We start from the raw sequence: 15898 nt of genomic DNA on the forward strand, positions 1-15898 counted from the left end.
TCACCGGGAGAGGTATGACCGAACCAACGTTACTCCATCCGTCTTTAGTGCCGCTGGACGGCGGGATCAATTTCCGCGATTTGGGCGGTAATCGGGCGGCGGATGGGCGTCTTATCCGGCGTGGAAAGTTATTTCGCTCCGGCTCGCTGGATTTATTGAGTCCGGCGGATTGTGAACAACTGGCCGGGGTGCCCGTTACCGATATTCTTGACTACCGCGATCCCGATGAAATTGCGCTCAAGCCCGATATTCTTTGGTCTGGCGCAAACTACCATCCATTCCCCGCAAACCCGCTGCGGCACGAGGTCACGGCGAACCTGGATTCTTTAGGTTCGGATGTGCTGGAGACCTTTGATTCACAGGCATTCATGCTGGAGCTTTACCGCCGCTTACCTTTCGATAACTCCGCATACCGCCACCTGGTCTCGCTGCTGTTGCAACCGGATAACGGCGCGCTGGTACAGCACTGCGCGGTGGGGAAAGATCGTACGGGTATGGGGTCGGCGCTGGTGATGCTGGCCCTGGGAGCCGATGAGCAAACGGTGATCGAAGATTATCTGCTCACCGACACCACGCTGACGCCTTTCCGACAACAGTTAATGGCGCATTTGTCCCAGACCATGAGTGATAAAGCGCTGGGGCAGTTTGCGTATGTACTGTCGGTTCAGGAAGCGTTTATCTCGACGGCATTACAGGCCATTTATGAGCGTCATGGTTCTGTCGATAGCTGGCTTGAAGCGGAGTACGGATTAGACAATCGCGCCCGGCAATTTTTACAGGATAAGTATTTGATTTGATTCAGGCGACGGACAGGAGCATATCAATTGAGAGGCCGGTCACATGAACCGGCCTCTGCTTTTTACTGAAGATCGCTGTGCGGTGATTAGCCGGTGTTGCGCATGCCGGCGGCAACACCGGCGATAGTCACCATCAGCGCCAGTTCTACCTCGGGTTCGGGATTTTCCTGTTGGCGTGAACGGTGCAACAATTCAGCCTGAAGAACGTTCAGCGGGTCGGTATAAACGTTACGCAAGGCGATGGATTCGGCAATCCACGGCAGGTCTTCCATCAGGTGGTCGTCATTGGCGATCGTCAGCACGACATGAATATCGGCCGCCAACTGTTCACGCAGCTGTTTTCCCAACGGCCACAGCTTCTTATCCACCAGGCGCTGATCGTAATATTCGGCCAGCCACAGGTCGGCTTTGGAAAACACCATTTCCAGCATCCCGAGACGGGTGGAGAAAAACGGCCAGTCGCGACACATGGTTTCCAACTGTTTCTGTTTGCCGTCTTCCACGACTTTTTGCAACGCGGCGCCCGCACCCAGCCACGCCGGCAACATCAGGCGGTTCTGCGTCCAGGCGAAGATCCACGGAATGGCGCGCAGGCTTTCGACGCCGCCGTTAGGACGACGTTTCGCCGGGCGCGAGCCTAACGGCAGTTTGCCCAGCTCCAGTTCCGGCGTGGCTGCGCGGAAATAAGAAACAAAGTCTGGATTTTCACGCACATACCCACGGTACATATCGCAAGACACACGCGACAGCTCATTCATAATCTCATGCCATTCCTGCTCGGGTTCCGGCGGCGGCAACAGGTTGGCTTCCAAAATGGCGCCGGTATAAAGCGCCAGGCTGCTGATCGTGACTTCCGGCAGGCCGTACTTAAAGCGAATCATCTCACCTTGTTCGGTCACGCGCAGGCCGCCTTTCAGGCTTCCCGGCGGCTGGGACAACAGAGCGGCGTGGGCGGGGGCGCCGCCGCGGCCGATGGAACCGCCGCGGCCGTGGAACAGCGTCAGGGCAATGCCGGCTTTCTCGCAGGTTTTAATCAGGGCATCCTGCGCCCGGTATTGCGCCCACGATGCCGCCATGACGCCGGCATCTTTCGCCGAGTCGGAGTAGCCAATCATGACCATCTGCTTGCCCTGAATGAAACCGCGATACCAGTCGATATTCAACAGTTGCGTCATGACATCATCGGCGTTGTTCAGGTCTTCCAGCGTTTCGAACAGCGGGGCGACCGGTAAAGCAAACGGGCAGCCAGCCTCTTTGAGCAGCAGATGAACGGCCAGCACGTCTGATGGCGTGCGGGCCATCGAAATGACATAGGCGGCAATCGAACCCGCCGGGGATTTGGCGATAACCTTACAGGTATCAAGCACTTCTTTGGTGTCCGCGCTCGGTTCCCACTGACGTGGCAGCAGCGGACGTTTGGAACTTAATTCACGGATCAGGAAGGCCTGTTTGTCGGACTCGGACCAGCTTTCGTAATCCCCTAAACCAAGATAGCGGGTAATTTCAGCCAACGCTTCGGTGTGGCGGGTGCTCTCCTGACGCACATCGATACGCACCAGCGGTACGCCGAAGCAGCGTACGCGACGCAGCGTGTCGAGCAACTGCCCGTCGGCGATGATGCCCATACCGCAGGCGTGCAGCGACTGATAACACGCATACAGCGGCTCCCAGAGCTGTTCATTGCTAATCAATAAATCCTTGGGCGGAAGCGATTGCGCGCCTTTAAGGCGGGATTCCAGATAGCTTAGCGTGGTCGTGAGCTGGGCCCGCAATGATTTCATGATGGCGCGGTACGGTTCCTGTATTTCGCTGCCGCCGGCAAGTTCGCTCACTTCCGGCGTGCAGGCGGACATTGACAGTTCCGACACCAGAACCTGAATGTCGCGCAGGAACAGGTCGGCGGCTTTCCAGCGGCCGAGCAGCAATACATGCTGGGTAATTTCAGCGGTGACATTGGGGTTGCCGTCACGGTCTCCGCCCATCCAGGACGTAAAGCGTACAGGAACGGCTTCTATCGGCAGCCGATAACCAAACGATTTCTCCATCTGCTCGTCCAGTTCACGCAAAAACGCCGGAACGCCTTCCCAGAGGCTATTTTCAACCACGGCAAAGCCCCACTTCGCTTCATCCACGGGGGTGGGGCGAATTTTACGGATTTCGTCGGTATGCCAGGATTGCGCAATGATCTGACGTAAACGACGCATAATCTTGTTGCGTTCATAATCCGCCAGGTCGTCATGATCGAGCTGCTGGAGACAGGTATTGACTTCGACCAGCTTGTGAATCAGCGTCCGACGGGTAATTTCCGTCGGATGCGCGGTCAGCACTAATTCAATAGAAAGCGATTCTATGGCTTCCCGAATGTCTTTTTCCGTCAAATCCTTGCTGGCTTTCAAACGATTAAAGGCGGTGGTCAGCATCTCCGGATTGCTGGCGGCCTCGCCATGGGGCGAAATGGTGTGGTATTGCTCAGCGGTATTGGTCAGGTTAAGAAATTGACTGAATGCACGGGCAACCGGCAATAGCTCATCGTTGGACAGATTTTGTAGTGTGTTCAGCAGTTCCTTACGGTGCTTTTCACTGCCTGCTCGGGAGGATTTTGACAATTTACGAATTGTTTCTACTTTATCAAGAATGTTCTCACCCAGCGCTTCCTTGATCGTATCGCCAAGTAGCTTACCTAGCATGCTGACGTTACTGCGCATTGCCGAATATTGCTCGTTCATAGTTACCCTGACCCATCTCAATTTTTTGTAAGTTTGTTTCACCAGAAAAAATACAGCTCTTCCCTCATCTAGCCACGACCAGGTTGATTCGTCAATTGGCGATTCTTTGTTCCCACGATTCTTTATATCAGCCGATCTTTTTACCCGTATTGATGCAGGTTTGGCAATTTGTGAAATTTAATTACAGATGCGCTGATATTAGGGGCGCTAATTTAAGCAGGGGAAACGGGGGCATAAATGCCCCGTAAAATGGCCCGCGGTTAGTGATATACGCTGGCGAGGCCGCTATCCGTTGACTCAGTGGTGACAGAAATGCTGAATCATCTGCGCAATCAACGCGCGCGTCGGTTTGATAAACGCGGTATCAAGGAATTCGTCCGGCTGATGCGCCTGATTGATGGAGCCCGGCCCCAGCACCAGCGTCGGACAGAGTTCCTGAATAAACGGCGCCTCGGTGCAGTAATTGACGACTTCTGTTTGCGTACCGAGTAATTTCTCCACCACCGACACTAAATGATGATCCGCCGGACATTCATAACCGGGGATCGGCGGATGCAGTTCACTGATGGTTAAACGCCCCGGCCAGCGTTGGCTTACCGGGGCCAGCGTTTCAGACAGTAGCCCGTTCAGATCGTTGAGCGTCAACCCCGGCAGCGGACGGATATCCATATGCAGTTCACAGCAGGCGCAGATGCGGTTGGCCGCATCGCCGCCATGAATATGACCCAGATTCATGGTCGGATAGGGGATATTGAACGCCGCATGGTGATAGCGCTCTTTCAGGGTATTGCGCAACGCCAGCAGATGCGAGATGGCCTCATGCATCAATTCGATGGCGTTGACGCCGCGCGCCGGATCGCTGGAGTGGCCGGATTGCCCCTGTATGCGGATAGCGCTGGACATATGGCCTTTGTGGGCGCGAACCGGCTGTAGCGACGTCGGTTCGCCGATAATGGCGCAGTCCGGGCGGATCTGCGTCGATCCGGCAAAATATTTGGCGCCGGCCATGGTGGTTTCTTCGTCGGCGGTGGCAAGCACATACAGCGGTTTAGTCAGTTTCGCCGGATCAATGTCGCGCAGCGTATCGAGAATGAAAGCGAAGAAGCCTTTCATGTCGGCGGTGCCTAAGCCGTACAGCTTATTGTCGTGTTCGGTCAGCGTGAAGGGATCGCGCGTCCAACGCCCGTCGTCGAAAGGCACGGTATCCGTATGCCCGGCCAGCAACAATCCCCCTTTACCTTCACCGATTCGCGCCAGCATGTTAAATTTATGTTGCGTGCCGGGGACCGGCTGGACTTCAACATGAAAGCCTAAATCGGTAAACCAGCCTGCCAGCAGGTTGATTAATGCCTGATTACTTTGATCGAGCGCGCTGTCGGTCGCACTGATGGACGGAGTCGCGATCAACGCCCGGTATAGCTCAATAAAAGGGGGTAAATTCATCTTCACTGTTGACAGCCTCTGGTTAGGATAGTATCAATATTCATGCATTTATTTTGAATAAAAATACAATAACGCTAAGTGAAAGGAAACCATAAGGTATCAGTGATGATGAATTCACCACTCCGCTTAGCTTCACGGGTGAACAGCGTGATGGCGCTGGTGAGCCCTGTTACCTGTTCCATTGATAAGTAAGAAGGTACGCAGATCCCATGCTGAATACGTTGATTGTTGGTGCAAGCGGTTATACCGGCGCCGAACTTGCGCTTTACCTGAACCGTCACCCACAGATGAACATAACCGCTTTAGCCGTTTCAGCGCAAAGCGTAGACGCAGGAAAATTAATTTCTGATTTGCATCCGCAGTTGAAAGGCATCATTGATTTGCCGGTCCAGCCGTTAACCCATGTCGCGGAAGCGGCCAAAGGGGTCGATGTGGTCTTTCTGGCGACGGATCACAAGGTCAGCCACGATTTGGCGCCCGAGTTTCTGGCTGCGGGCTGCGCCGTTTTCGATTTATCCGGCGCATTCCGTGTTAATGATGCGGAATTTTACCGTCAGTATTATGGGTTTGAGCATCAGCACACCGACTGGCTGGCTCAGGCTGTCTACGGGCTGGCCGAATGGCAGGCCGAAAGCATCAAACATGCGCAACTGATTGCGGTGCCGGGATGTTACCCGACAGCCTCACAGCTGGCGTTGAAGCCGCTGGTGGACGGTCAATTGCTGAATACCGCGCAATGGCCGGTGATCAACGCCGTCAGCGGCGTCAGCGGCGCGGGGCGTAAAGCCTCCATGACCAACAGTTTCTGTGAGGTCAGTCTGCATCCTTATGGTATTTTTACCCATCGTCATGAGCCTGAAATCTCGACTCACCTCGGTACGCCGGTTATTTTTACGCCGCATTTAGGCAATTTTGCTCGCGGGATACTGGCGACTATCACCTGTCGGTTGCAGCCGGACGTGACGCAGCAGGATGTGGCCGAAGCCTATCACAACGCCTATCACGGCAAACCGCTGGTGCGCCTGTATGAGAAAGGGGTGCCGGCGCTGAAATCCGTCGTCGGGCTGCCGTTCTGCGATATCGGTTTTTCCGTACAGGGCGAGCATCTGATTGTGGTCGCCACGGAGGATAACCTGCTGAAAGGCGCCGCGGCGCAGGCGGTACAATGTATGAATATTCGTTTTGGTTTCCCGGAAACCCAGTCTTTACTCTGATTATCATTTACCATTCTGAGGCGCGAAGAGAACAATGAATCCGTTAATTATCAAGCTAGGTGGCGTTTTACTGGATAGCGAAGAGGCGCTGGAGCGTCTGTTCACCGCACTGGTTACCTATCGTCAGCAGCACCAGCGCCCGCTTGTGATTGTGCATGGCGGCGGATGTCTGGTTGACGATCTGATGAAAAAGCTGTCGTTGCCGGTGGTGAAGAAAAACGGCCTGCGCGTGACGCCCGCCGATCAGATCGACATTATTACCGGCGCGTTGGCGGGGTCGGCGAATAAAACGCTGCTGTCGTGGGCCAGGAAGCACGGTATTGACGCCGTCGGCCTGTGTCTGGCGGACGGCGGCAGCACGACAGTGACGCAGTTGGATGAAGCGCTGGGTTTTGTCGGTAAAGCGCAGGCGGGTTCGCCTGCGCTGCTGAATACGCTGTTGTCGGCGGGTTATCTGCCGGTGGTCAGCTCCATCGGGATTACCGATGGGGGCGACTTGATGAATGTGAATGCCGACCAGGCCGCGACGGCGCTGGCGCAAACGCTGGGCGCGGATTTAATCCTGCTTTCCGACGTGAGCGGCATTCTGGATGGAAAAGGCCAGCGCATTGCGGAAATGACCGCGCAAAAAGCGGAGCAACTGATTGAGCAGGGCATCATCACCGATGGCATGATCGTCAAGGTCAACGCGGCGCTGGATGCGGCCCGTACGTTGGGGCGGCCGGTGGATATCGCCAGTTGGCGGCATGCCGATCAGCTACCGTCGCTGTTTAACGGGGTGGCGATTGGGACGCGTATTTTAGCGTAAGCGGTTTTCGGGTATGGCATGATGTCATACCTGCATTTATCTGAATTTCAGGAGTAAGGGTTATGGCTTTGTGGGGCGGTCGGTTTAGTCAGGCGGCAGATCAACGTTTTAAACAGTTCAATGACTCACTGCGGTTTGATTACCGTCTGGCAGAGCAGGACATCATCGGCTCGATTGGCTGGTCGAAAGCATTGGTTACCGTCAATGTGCTCAGTCGGCAGGAGCAACAGCAGTTGGAACAGGCGCTGAACGCGTTGCTGAGCGAAGTGCGGGTCGATCCTGAAATGATCCTGCAAAGCGATGCGGAAGATATTCATAGCTGGGTCGAGCAGCGTTTGATCGAAAAGGTCGGCGATTTGGGCAAGAAACTGCACACCGGGCGCAGCCGCAACGATCAGGTCGCGACCGATCTGAAGCTGTGGTGCAAGGCGCAGGTTGCCGAACTGCTGCTGGCGGTGCGCCAGTTGCGTCAGGCGCTGGTCGCCACGGCGGAAGCCAATCAGGACGCGGTGATGCCGGGTTATACCCACCTGCAACGCGCCCAGCCGGTTACGTTTGCCCACTGGTGTCTGGCTTATCATGAAATGCTGGTGCGCGACGAAAGCCGTCTGGAAGATACGCTGAAGCGTCTGGACGTCAGCCCGCTGGGCTGCGGCGCGTTGGCCGGCACCGCCTATCCCATCGACCGCGAACAACTGGCGGGCTGGCTGGGATTTGCCGGCGCCACGCGCAACAGCCTGGATACGGTCTCTGACCGCGATCACGTACTGGAGCTGTTGTCTGATGCGTCGATCGGCATGGTGCATTTATCCCGTTTTGCCGAAGACCTGATTTTCTTCAACAGCGGCGAAGCGGCTTTTGTGGAGCTTTCCGACCGTGTGACTTCCGGCTCATCGCTGATGCCGCAGAAGAAGAACCCCGATGCGCTGGAGCTGATCCGCGGCAAATGCGGCCGGGTTCAGGGCGCGTTGACCGGTATGATGGTGACGCTGAAAGGGCTGCCGCTGGCGTACAACAAAGACATGCAGGAAGACAAGGAAGGGTTGTTCGATGCGCTGGATACCTGGCATGACTGTCTGATGATGGCGGCTCTGGTGCTGGAAGGCATTCAGGTGAAGCGTCCGCGTTGTCAGGAAGCGGCCGAGCAGGGTTACGCCAACGCCACGGAGCTGGCGGATTATCTGGTGGCGAAAGGCGTTCCGTTCCGCGAGGCGCACCATATCGTCGGTGAGGCGGTGGTGGAGGCCATTCGTCAGGGGAAAGCGCTGGAAGCCCTGCCGTTAGCCGACTTGCAGGCGTTCAGCGCCGTTATCGCTGACGATGTTTACCCGATCCTGTCGCTGCAATCCTGTCTGGATAAACGCGCCGCGCAGGGCGGCGTGTCGCCGCAGCAGGTGGCGAAAGCCATCAGCGAGGCGAAACAGCGTCTGAGCTGACGGTTATCTGAGGCCGGTCACTGTACCGGCCTCAGACCATTGACAAAGCCCGTTATTAGGGAGAGCGTGGCGAGGGGCCGTAGCGGCGTAAGCCGCCGGAGCGCCCCTCGGTACGGTAGGCCCGTGTATCTCAGGCTTAAAGACGACTTTGTCAGCAACCTCAGGCCGGTCACTGTACCGGCCTTGTTTGTTTCATCGCCAAATCGCAATCCCGCCCGCATTTTCTGATTTTTCACCGCGCTTTTCGCCAAATTTGTTTCATTATCAGCATTGCCTCTGGACATCCATACAGTATCATTCTACTTTGACGAGCAGCAATGGCAGCCAGCGGAGGCGCAGTGGATATCAGCATATTTTATGGATTGGGCGGCGGCGTTATTGGTCTGTTGGCCGGTTGGCTCATCGTCGGCGTATCGCACCAGCAGCGGCAGTCTCGTCATGAAACCGATCGGCGTTTGCTTGAACAGACATTGCAGCAGACCCAACAGTTGCTGAACGAAAGTCAGCAGGCGAGAAAACAGCATGAACAGCAATTACGTGAAAATGAACTGGCGTTGCGCAACGTTCATGGCCAGTTGGCCGCCAGTCAGGAAAAGTTGCAACAGCTGGCGCAACTGCGTGAGGAATGCGTTCAGTTAAATCAGGAACTGCGCGCCTTGCGTGAGGTCAATAGCGCTCAAGAGGCGGAGCTGCGCGAGGTCACCATCCGGCTTGAAGAAACGCGCATGGCCGCCGAAGAGAAACAGCGTCTGCTGATAAACAGCGAGCAGCGGCTGACCACGCAGTTTGAAAATCTGGCGAACCGTATTTTTGAGCACAGCGGCCGCAAGGTGGATGAACAGAATAAACAGAGTCTGGATCGTCTGTTGATGCCGCTGCGCGAACAGCTTGATGGTTTCCGGCGTCAGGTTCAGGATAGCTTTGGCGCTGAAGCCCGTGAACGCCACACCCTGACGCATGAAATTCGTAATCTGCAACAGCTCAATGCGCAGATGGCCCGCGAAGCGATTAATCTCACCAAGGCCCTGAAAGGAGACAATAAGACGCAGGGAAACTGGGGCGAGGTGGTGCTCAGCCGGGTGCTGGAAGCCTCCGGGCTGCGCGAAGGCTATGAATACCAGACTCAGGTCAGCGTACAGACCGGCGCGAATAACCGTATGCAGCCGGATGTGATTGTCCGTTTGCCGCAAGGCAAAGATGTGGTGATTGACGCCAAGATGTCGCTGGTCGCCTATGAGCGCTATTTTAACAGCGAAGACGACGCCGAGCGTTTGGCCGCCCTTAATGAGCATTTGCTTTCGGTGCGCGGTCATATTCGCCTGTTAGGCGGCAAAGACTACCAACAGTTGCCGGGGCTGCGTTCGCTGGATTATGTTTTGATGTTTATTCCTGTCGAACCGGCGTTTCTGGTGGCGATCGATCGCCAGCCGGAGTTGATCGCTGAAGCGCTGAAGCACAATATTATGCTGGTAAGCCCGACCACGTTGCTGGTGGCGTTACGCACCATCAACAACCTGTGGCGTTATGAACAGCAGAGTCGCAACGCACAGCAGATCGCTGAACGAGCCGCGAGGCTGTACGATAAACTGCGTTTGTTTGTCGATGATATGGAAACGTTGGGGCAAAGCCTGGATAGGGCGCACGGCAGCTACCGTCAGGCGATGAATAAACTGGCTTCCGGTCGTGGTAATCTTATCGGCCAGGCCGAAGGTTTTCGCGCATTGGGGGTGGAGGTAAAGCGTCCCATCAGCCCATCGCTGGCGGAGCAGGCAACCGACCATGAAAACGCCGCCGGCGAGGCGCTGGCGGATACGGCCGGCGACGGTAAACCGTCGGCAATCGATGCGGAAGGACGTTAGGTTTTTTCTGCGTCGCAGGCTTGGCGGGTAGCTGTCGCAATGGCTTTTCGTCCCTTTTCGGCAAAGAAGGGCGGTGGGCTTTTTATCCGGGTCTGTTACACTCTTCCCAATAACCGGTAGACCCGAAATTTGACTGAATAAGTAGGCGGATAAAATGGCAAATGAGCCGGAGAAAACGACCGATTTTGGTTTTCGCACTGTCGCCAAGGATGAGAAAGAAGTCATGGTGGCTGACGTTTTTCATTCTGTCGCAGCAAAATATGACCTGATGAATGACCTGATGTCTTTCGGCATTCATCGAATCTGGAAAAGATTCACCATTGAGTGCAGCGGCGTGCGGCGCGGTCAGCGTGTGCTGGATGTCGCCGGCGGCACTGGCGATCTGACGGCGAAATTTTCCCGTATTGTGGGCGACGAAGGGGAAGTCGTTTTAGCCGATATCAATGCTTCCATGCTAAAAGTCGGCCGTGAGAAACTGCGCAATAAAGGCATTATCAATAATGTCAGCTATGTGCAGGCAAACGCCGAAGAACTGCCGTTCCCGGATAATTTCTTTGACTGCATCACCATTTCCTTCGGCTTGCGTAACGTTACCGATAAAAATAAAGCGCTGCGCTCCATGTATCGCGTTTTGAAACCCGGCGGCCGGTTGCTGGTGCTGGAATTCTCCAAACCGGTGATGAAACCGCTGAGCAAGGTTTATGACGCCTATTCGTTCCACATCCTGCCTAGAATTGGCGAGATGGTCGCGAGCGACGCCGGGAGCTACCGCTATCTGGCTGAATCTATCCGTATGCACCCCGATCAGGAAACCCTGAAAGGGATGATGAGCGACGCGGGCTTTGACAGTGTCAATTATTTCAATCTTACCGGTGGGATTGTCGCGTTGCATCGTGGTTTTAAATTCTGATTGGGAAGGCCAATGCTGATAACGTCTGTGCTGACTGCTTCGCTGGAAACTGCGCTGAATCAGCTACTGTTTCGTGACCGCGGTATGAAAGCGGCGCGTCAGCGCCTGCACGGCAAAACGCTGCAAATCGAGCTATCTGAACTGAACGCGCCGCTGGTGCTTATCTTCAGCGAACACCGGCTCGATGTGATGAGCGAGTGGGGGGAACCGGCGGATTGCCGGCTAAAAACGCGTTTACCGGTTCTGATGAAGCTGCGCGATCGTCAGCACCTCTCTTCGCTGATGCGCAGCGGCGATTTGATCATCGAGGGCGATATCCAGGTCGTGCAGCAGTTTATCGGGCTGCTTGATTTGGCCGAGTTTGATCCGGCGGAATGGCTGGCGCCTTATCTGGGGGATGTGGTTGCGCAGGGGCTGAGTCAGACCGCGCAGAAGACGCTGAATATACTGCGGCGTACATTGCGCGGACAGCGGCACGCCTTATCCGAGACGCTTACCGAAGAGTGGCGGTTAGCGCCGGGAAAACTTGAAAACGCCTGGTTCCAGGATGAAATCGCCGCACTGGAGAAATCCACGGACAATCTGGCTGAACGGCTGGCGAAACTGGAGGCCCTGCCATGATGCCAAGTGAACTGTTGCGGCTTTACAGCATCGTACGCGTTTTGCTGAGCTATGGGCTGGATGAGCTCATCCCCAAAATGCGTTTGACCATCCCGCTGCGTTTTGGCCGCCGGCTGTTATTTTGGTTGCCGAATCGGCATAGCCACATGCCGTTGGGCGAGCGTTTGCGCTTGGCGCTGCAAGAGCTTGGCCCGGTGTGGATCAAGTTCGGTCAAATGATGTCGACGCGGCGTGATTTGTTCCCGCCCGCCATTGCCGATCAACTGGCTATGCTGCAAGACCGGGTCGAACCTTTTGACGGTATGTTGGCGCGCAAACAAATCGAGCTGTCGATGGGCGGCATCCCGCTGGAAAACTGGTTTGATGATTTTGATGTGAAGCCGCTGGCATCGGCATCGATTGCGCAGGTTCATACCGCTCGTCTGAAAGCCACCGGCAAAGATATCGTCATTAAGGTGATCCGGCCTGATATTTTACCGGTGATTCAGGCCGATATGCGGCTGATGAAGCGTCTGGCCGGCTGGCTGCCGAGACTATTGCCGGATGGCCGGCGTCTGCGCCCGCGAGAGGTGGTGCGCGAGTATGAAAAAACGTTGCTTGATGAATTGAATCTGTTGCGTGAAGCGGCCAATGCGATTCAACTGCGGCGTAATTTTGAAGGCAGCCGTATGCTGTACATTCCTGAAGTGTACTCGGATTACTGCACTGAGAGTATGCTGGTGATGGAGCGGATCTATGGCATTCCGGTTTCTGATATTGAAGCCTTGAAAGCCAATGGCACCAATTTGCAGTTACTGGCGGAACGCGGGGTTCAGGTTTTCTTTACCCAGGTATTCCGCGACAGTTTCTTTCATGCGGATATGCATCCCGGCAATATTTTTATCAGTTACGAACACCCGGACGATCCTCAGTACATTGGGATTGACTGCGGGATTGTCGGCTCGCTGAACAAGGAAGATAAACGCTATCTGGCGGAGAACTTTATTGCGTTCTTCAATCGTGACTATCGTAAGGTGGCCGAGTTGCATGTGGATTCAGGCTGGGTGCCGGCGGATACCAACGTTGAGGACTTCGAGTTTGCTATTCGCACCGTTTGCGAGCCTATTTTTGAAAAGCCGTTAGCGGAAATTTCATTCGGTCATGTATTATTGAATCTCTTTAATACGGCTCGTCGTTTTAACATGGAAGTACAGCCACAACTGGTGCTGTTGCAAAAAACGCTGCTGTATATTGAAGGGATTGGACGCCAGCTCTATCCGCAGTTGGATCTGTGGAAAACAGCAAAACCATTTTTAGAAAACTGGCTGAAAGAACAGGTTGGCTTGCCTGCCGTTATTCGGGCATTAAAGGAAAAGGCGCCGTTCTGGGCCGAAAAATTGCCGGAGATCCCGGAATTATTCTATGACGGTTTACGTCAGCACAAGATACTGCGGCAGAGTGTCGACAAGCTTGCCGATGAATTGCGCACGCAGCATGTTCGTCAGGGACAATCCCGTTATCTACTGGGAATTGGCGCAACGCTATTAATAAGTGGTACGGTGTTGCTGGTCAGTCACGTGGAAGCGGACATTGTTCCTTCTGGTTTGATGGCCGCGGGAATTATCGCCTGGATTATCGGCTGGCGACGAACTCGTTGAAGCAGATCATGATGCATAACCAGATTACCCTATATACTGAGGGTAATCTGGGTGACCCCCTTTTGAAAGAGGTAAATATTATGGGCGGTATTAGTATTTGGAACCTGTTGATTATCGCAGTAATCGTCGTATTGCTGTTTGGTACCAACAAGCTGAGAACCTTGGGCTCAGACTTGGGCGCTTCCATCAAAGGCTTTAAAAAAGCGATGGGCGATGAGCAACCGTCAGCGAATAATGCTGATAAAACACAGCAGGATGCTGATTTTGCAACTAAATCGATTGCAGACCAACAGCCGGAAGTTGTTAAGCAGGATGAAGCAAAGAGCAAGCATAAAGAGCAGGTATAATCGGTGTTCGATATCGGGTTTAGCGAACTGCTACTGGTAATGGTGATTGGCTTGGTGGTTCTTGGGCCAGAACGTTTGCCCGTGGCGGTTAAGACAGTGGCCGGCTGGATTAGAACACTGCGTTCGCTGGCGTCCACGGTTCAGAATGAGCTGTCGCAGGAATTGAAATTGCAGGAATTACAGGACAGCCTCAAGAAAGTAGAGAAAGCCAGCCTGCAAAATCTGTCGCCGGAATTGAAAGCCTCCATGGATGAACTGAAAGAAGCGGCAGAAGCCATGAAGCGCAGCTATGCTGAAAAATCGCCCCAGAGCGAGGATTCGGCGGAACCGTCATCCTATCAGCCGCTCAACGATCCCGAGGCTGTTCATGATGGCGTGATCGACACGGAAAAAGCGCCGGAATCGGTTGCGGTTAATCACCAGCCTGATGACAATCCGATCGCGCCTGTACCGGTTTCGGACAACAAAATCAAACCTGAGCACTCCCCTGCTGCTTCTGCCCGTCAACCAAGTGATGATCGTTAGTTTATGGCCGCTGAAGATACCCAACCGCTGATTAGTCACCTGATCGAACTGCGTAAGCGGTTGCTGAACAGTATTATTTGTGTGCTGGTGGTGTTTTTCGCACTGATTTACTTTGCTAATGACATTTACCAGATGGTTTCCGCTCCGCTGATTGCGAAACTTCCCGCCGGTGCCAGCATGATCGCCACCGATGTGGCATCGCCATTTTTTACGCCGATAAAACTCACCATGATTGTGTCGGTGTTTGTCTCGGCGCCGCTGGTGTTGTATCAGGTTTGGGCATTTATTGCGCCGGCCCTGTACAAGCATGAACGTCGCTTGATGATACCGCTGTTGGTTTCCAGTAGCCTGTTGTTTTATGCCGGTATGGCGTTTGCCTACTTCGTGGTTTTTCCGCTGGCGTTTGGCTTCTTTGCCAAAACCGCCCCGGAAGGCGTATTGATTGCGACCGATATCAATAATTACCTCGATTTTGTCATGGCGTTATTTATGGCCTTCGGCGTGTCGTTTGAAGTGCCGATCGCGATTGTATTGTTATGCTGGAGCGGCGTGGTCACGCCGGAAGACCTGAAAAAGAAACGGCCTTATATGTTGGTCGGCGCTTTTATCGTCGGTATGTTATTGACGCCGCCCGATGTGTTCTCGCAGACGTTGCTGGCTCTCCCCATGTATCTGTTGTTTGAAATCGGTGTGTTCTTCTCCCGGTTTTATGTGGGTAAAGGTCGCCGGGCGAAAGCGGAAGAACCTTCACCGTAGTTATCTGCGAATACGTCAGCACATGTTTGATATCGGAGTTAATTTAACCAGTACGCAGTTTGCGAAAGACCGCGGGCAAGTGATTGCCCGGGCTAAACAAGCTGGCGTCCGCGGTATGCTGGTGACGGGCACCAACGTTGATGAAAGCCGTCAGGCACTGGCGCTGGCATTGGAGTATCCGGATTACTGCTGGGCAACGGCGGGTGTTCATCCCCATGATGCCAGCCATTGGCAGGCGTCGGCCGCTGAGCAGATTTACCGCATGGCGCAATCCGATCCCGTGGTTGCGATCGGCGAATGCGGACTCGATTTCAACCGCAACTTTTCCCCCCCTGAGCAACAGGAACAGGCATTCAGCGCCCAACTGGCGTTGGCGGCGGAGTTATCGCTGCCCGTGTTTCTGCACTGTCGCGACGCCCACGCCCGTTTTATTACCTTGCTGACGCCCTGGTTGAGCAAATTGCCGGCTGCAGTTATCCATTGCTTTACCGGGAATCGCAGTGAGCTTGAAGAATGTCTGTCGGCAGGGTTAATGATCGGCATTACCGGTTGGGTGTGCGATGAGCGGCGGGGCCTTGAGCTGCGCGCGTTGTTAACGGATATTCCAGCCGATCGGCTGTTATTGGAAACCGACGCCCCCTATTTATTGCCCCGGGATTTAACGCCCAAGCCCGCATCCCGCCGTAATGAATCCTGTTTTCTGCCGCACATTGTCCGTCAGGTCGCGGGTTGGCGCGAAGAAGATGCCGCGTGGCTGGGGCAGAAAACAGATGAAAACGCCCGCCGGGTTTTCCAACTGGCTTGATTCAGGAGAATAAT

Annotated in this window: 14 protein-coding genes; 12 read left to right on the forward strand and 2 right to left on the reverse strand. The window is 54.6% G+C overall.

What is annotated here, in order from left to right; genetic code table 11:
• Positions 1 to 14: 14 nt before the first annotated feature.
• Entirely contained in the window at positions 15 to 797 is a 783-nt protein-coding gene (locus tag HOY33_RS15760) for a tyrosine-protein phosphatase (protein ID WP_172291088.1), read from the forward strand.
• An 86-nt stretch (positions 798 to 883) separates the two neighbouring features.
• Here HOY33_RS15760 and ppc read toward each other — a convergent pair whose 3' ends face one another.
• Both ppc and argE read right to left on the reverse strand, forming a co-directional pair.
• Complete coding sequence (ppc, locus tag HOY33_RS15765) at positions 884 to 3523, reverse strand: phosphoenolpyruvate carboxylase (protein ID WP_172291089.1); 2640 nt, start codon at positions 3521 to 3523, stop codon at positions 884 to 886.
• Between the two features lie 297 nt (positions 3524 to 3820).
• A complete protein-coding gene (argE, locus tag HOY33_RS15770) occupies positions 3821 to 4972 on the reverse strand; it encodes an acetylornithine deacetylase (RefSeq protein WP_172291090.1) in 1152 nt (383 codons plus the stop codon).
• Between the two features lie 203 nt (positions 4973 to 5175).
• On the opposite strand from argE, the gene argC reads away from it, so the two are divergent.
• The 11 genes from argC to tatD all read left to right on the forward strand — a co-directional run bounded on the left by argC (position 5176) and on the right by tatD (position 15884).
• Complete coding sequence (gene argC, locus HOY33_RS15775; protein ID WP_172291091.1) at positions 5176 to 6180, forward strand: N-acetyl-gamma-glutamyl-phosphate reductase; 1005 nt, start codon at positions 5176 to 5178, stop codon at positions 6178 to 6180.
• A gap of 34 nt (positions 6181 to 6214) precedes the next feature.
• Entirely contained in the window at positions 6215 to 6988 is a 774-nt protein-coding gene (gene argB / locus HOY33_RS15780; protein ID WP_172291092.1) for an acetylglutamate kinase, read from the forward strand.
• Positions 6989 to 7050: 62 nt separating this feature from the next.
• On the forward strand, positions 7051 to 8424 hold the full coding sequence (argH, locus tag HOY33_RS15785) for an argininosuccinate lyase (protein WP_172291093.1): 1374 nt from the start codon (positions 7051 to 7053) through the stop codon (positions 8422 to 8424).
• Positions 8425 to 8762: 338 nt separating this feature from the next.
• Positions 8763 to 10283: a DNA recombination protein RmuC gene (gene rmuC / locus HOY33_RS15790; protein WP_172291115.1), complete on the forward strand. Its 1521-nt coding sequence runs from the start codon at positions 8763 to 8765 to the stop codon at positions 10281 to 10283.
• 154 nt (positions 10284 to 10437) lie between these two features.
• Positions 10438 to 11193 carry a bifunctional demethylmenaquinone methyltransferase/2-methoxy-6-polyprenyl-1,4-benzoquinol methylase UbiE gene (gene ubiE / locus HOY33_RS15795; protein WP_172291094.1) on the forward strand — a complete coding sequence of 252 codons (756 nt, stop codon included), beginning with the start codon at positions 10438 to 10440 and terminating at the stop codon, positions 11191 to 11193.
• Positions 11194 to 11205: 12 nt separating this feature from the next.
• A complete protein-coding gene (locus HOY33_RS15800; RefSeq protein WP_172291095.1) occupies positions 11206 to 11814 on the forward strand; it encodes an SCP2 domain-containing protein in 609 nt (202 codons plus the stop codon).
• Entirely contained in the window at positions 11811 to 13451 is a 1641-nt protein-coding gene (ubiB, locus tag HOY33_RS15805) for a ubiquinone biosynthesis regulatory protein kinase UbiB (RefSeq protein ID WP_172291096.1), read from the forward strand. The genes HOY33_RS15800 and ubiB overlap by 4 nt, the downstream gene beginning before the upstream one ends.
• A gap of 80 nt (positions 13452 to 13531) precedes the next feature.
• Positions 13532 to 13798 carry a Sec-independent protein translocase subunit TatA gene (gene tatA / locus HOY33_RS15810; protein ID WP_172291116.1) on the forward strand — a complete coding sequence of 89 codons (267 nt, stop codon included), beginning with the start codon at positions 13532 to 13534 and terminating at the stop codon, positions 13796 to 13798.
• 3 nt (positions 13799 to 13801) lie between these two features.
• Complete coding sequence (tatB, locus tag HOY33_RS15815; RefSeq protein WP_172291097.1) at positions 13802 to 14323, forward strand: Sec-independent protein translocase protein TatB; 522 nt, start codon at positions 13802 to 13804, stop codon at positions 14321 to 14323.
• A 3-nt stretch (positions 14324 to 14326) separates the two neighbouring features.
• Complete coding sequence (tatC, locus tag HOY33_RS15820; RefSeq protein ID WP_172291098.1) at positions 14327 to 15079, forward strand: Sec-independent protein translocase subunit TatC; 753 nt, start codon at positions 14327 to 14329, stop codon at positions 15077 to 15079.
• A 22-nt stretch (positions 15080 to 15101) separates the two neighbouring features.
• Positions 15102 to 15884 carry a 3'-5' ssDNA/RNA exonuclease TatD gene (gene tatD / locus HOY33_RS15825; RefSeq protein WP_172291099.1) on the forward strand — a complete coding sequence of 261 codons (783 nt, stop codon included), beginning with the start codon at positions 15102 to 15104 and terminating at the stop codon, positions 15882 to 15884.
• Positions 15885 to 15898: the final 14 nt, after the last annotated feature.

The organism is Brenneria sp. hezel4-2-4 (genome assembly GCF_013155275.1).
In the GTDB taxonomy this organism is placed as follows: Bacteria; Pseudomonadota; Gammaproteobacteria; order Enterobacterales; family Enterobacteriaceae; genus Brenneria.

Bases quoted from the DNA above. Each gene is read 5' to 3' on its own strand.
- ubiB (WP_172291096.1), top strand. From the start codon at position 11,811: ATGATGCCAAGTGAACTGTTGCGGCTTTACAGCATCGTACGCGTTTTG.
- argH (WP_172291093.1), top strand. From the start codon at position 7,051: ATGGCTTTGTGGGGCGGTCGGTTTAGTCAGGCGGCAGATCAACGTTTT.
- argC (WP_172291091.1), top strand. From the start codon at position 5,176: ATGCTGAATACGTTGATTGTTGGTGCAAGCGGTTATACCGGCGCCGAA.
- HOY33_RS15760 (WP_172291088.1), top strand. From the start codon at position 15: ATGACCGAACCAACGTTACTCCATCCGTCTTTAGTGCCGCTGGACGGC.
- tatA (WP_172291116.1), top strand. From the start codon at position 13,532: ATGGGCGGTATTAGTATTTGGAACCTGTTGATTATCGCAGTAATCGTC.
- tatD (WP_172291099.1), top strand. From the start codon at position 15,102: ATGTTTGATATCGGAGTTAATTTAACCAGTACGCAGTTTGCGAAAGAC.
- ubiE (WP_172291094.1), top strand. From the start codon at position 10,438: ATGGCAAATGAGCCGGAGAAAACGACCGATTTTGGTTTTCGCACTGTC.
- argB (WP_172291092.1), top strand. From the start codon at position 6,215: ATGAATCCGTTAATTATCAAGCTAGGTGGCGTTTTACTGGATAGCGAA.
- HOY33_RS15800 (WP_172291095.1), top strand. From the start codon at position 11,206: ATGCTGATAACGTCTGTGCTGACTGCTTCGCTGGAAACTGCGCTGAAT.
- ppc (WP_172291089.1), bottom strand. From the start codon at position 3,523: ATGAACGAGCAATATTCGGCAATGCGCAGTAACGTCAGCATGCTAGGT.
- tatC (WP_172291098.1), top strand. From the start codon at position 14,327: ATGGCCGCTGAAGATACCCAACCGCTGATTAGTCACCTGATCGAACTG.